At 71.6% G+C, this 1,977-nt stretch carries 1 protein-coding gene; it reads left to right on the forward strand.

Annotated features, from left to right (window positions below):
• Positions 1 to 1,977, forward strand: a 1,977-nt coding sequence (glgX, locus tag C1J00_RS42595) for a glycogen debranching protein GlgX (RefSeq protein WP_102914141.1), incomplete at both ends; no start/stop codon positions are given.

Here is a 1,977-nt window from a genome sequence, read left to right on the forward strand (position 1 = left end):
GGGCCGAGGGGGTCGAGCTGTGCCTGTTCGACGAGTCGGGCAGGGAGTCGCGGGTCCGGCTCGCCGAGCTGACCCACGAGATCTGGCACGGCTTCGTCCCCGGTGTGCTGCCCGGGCAGCGCTACGGCTACCGGGTACACGGCCGCTGGGACCCGTGGACCGGTGCCCGCTGGAACCCGGCGAAGCTGCTCCTCGACCCCTACGCGCGGGCGGTCGACGGCGATTTCAGTCTGCCGCCGGAGGTGTACGGGCACGTCCGCGACTGGCCGCAGCAGCATGTCGCCGACACCGTGCGCGACGACCGGGACTCGGCGGCGCACGTCCCGAAGGGCGTCGTCGTCCACGATGACGACGACTGGGCGGACGACCGCCGCCCGAAGACGCCGTGGGCGGACTCGGTGATATACGAGCTGCACGTCAAGGGCTTCACCCGGCTGCACCCGGACATCCCCGAGGAGCTGCGCGGCACCTACGCCGGCCTCGCGCACCCGGCGGCGGTCGAGCACCTGGTGAAGCTGGGCGTGACGGCGGTGGAGCTGCTGCCGGTGCACCAGTTCGCGCACGAGGACCATCTGCTGCGCCGGGGCCTCAGGAACTACTGGGGCTACAACTCCATCGGCTACTTCGCCCCGCACGCGGGCTACGCGGCCTCCGGGACGACCGGGCAGCAGGTCGGCGAGTTCAAGCGGATGGTGCGCGCCCTGCACGCGGCCGGGATCGAGGTCATCCTCGACGTGGTCTACAACCACACGGCGGAGGCGGGCGAGCTGGGGCCGACGCTGTCGCTGAAGGGCATCGACAACCGCGGCTACTACCGCCTACAGGACGACTCCCGCCGTTACGCCGACTACACCGGCTGCGGCAACACACTGCACGTGGTCCAGCCGCACGTGCTGCGGCTCATCACGGACTCCCTGCGGTACTGGGTGACGGAGATGGGCGTGGACGGCTTCCGCTTCGATCTCGCGGCGGCGCTGGCCCGCTCCATGCACGACGTCGACATGCTCTCCCCGTTCCTCGCGGTCATCGCCCAGGATCCGGTGCTGCGCCGGGTGAAGCTGATCGCCGAGCCGTGGGACGTGGGCTCGGGCGGCTACCAGGTGGGGGCGTTCCCCCCGCTGTGGACGGAGTGGAACGACCGGTACCGCGACGCCGTACGGGACTTCTGGCGGCACGCCCTGCCGGACGTCCGCGAGATGGGATACCGGCTGTCGGGCTCCAGCGACCTGTACGCCTGGGGCGGGCGCAGGCCGTACGCGTCGGTCAACTTCATCACCGCGCACGACGGGTTCACGCTGCGGGACCTGGTGTCCTACGAGCGCAAGCACAACGAGGCCAACGGCGAGGGCAACCGGGACGGCACGGACGACAACCGGGCCTCCAACGGCGGCACCGAGGGCGAGACGGACGACGAGGGCGTACGGGCGCTCAGGCGCCGGCAGCTCAGGAACCTGCTGACCACGCTGCTGCTGTCGACGGGCGTGCCCATGCTGGTCGCCGGCGACGAACTGGGCCGCACCCAGCGCGGCAACAACAACGCCTACTGCCAGGACAGCGAGATCAGCTGGCTGGACTGGGGGCTGCTGGAGGATCCGGGCTGGCAGGCCCTGTTCGCGCTGACCTCCCGGCTGATCGCGCTGCGCCACCGTCACCCGGTGCTCAGGCGCCGGGCGTTCTTCTCGGGCCGGGCCCAGACCGCGGACGGCCTGCGCGACCTGGCCTGGTTCACGTCCCGGGGCACGGAGATGACGGAGCAGGACTGGTACGCGCCCGCCGCCACCCTGGGCATGTATCTGTCCGGCCGGGACATCCCGGGGCGCGACGAGCGCGGGGAGCAGATCCTGGACGACAGTTTCCTGGCCGTTCTGCACGCGGGCGAGGGGCCGGTGGAGTTCACCCTGCCGGGGCCGCCGTGGGCCGAGCGGTACGAGGTCGTCGTCGACACGAGCCGGGAGGAGCAGGGGGAGGCACCGGGCG

The organism is Streptomyces cahuitamycinicus, from assembly GCF_002891435.1.
GTDB lineage: Bacteria > Actinomycetota > Actinomycetes > Streptomycetales > Streptomycetaceae > Streptomyces > Streptomyces cahuitamycinicus.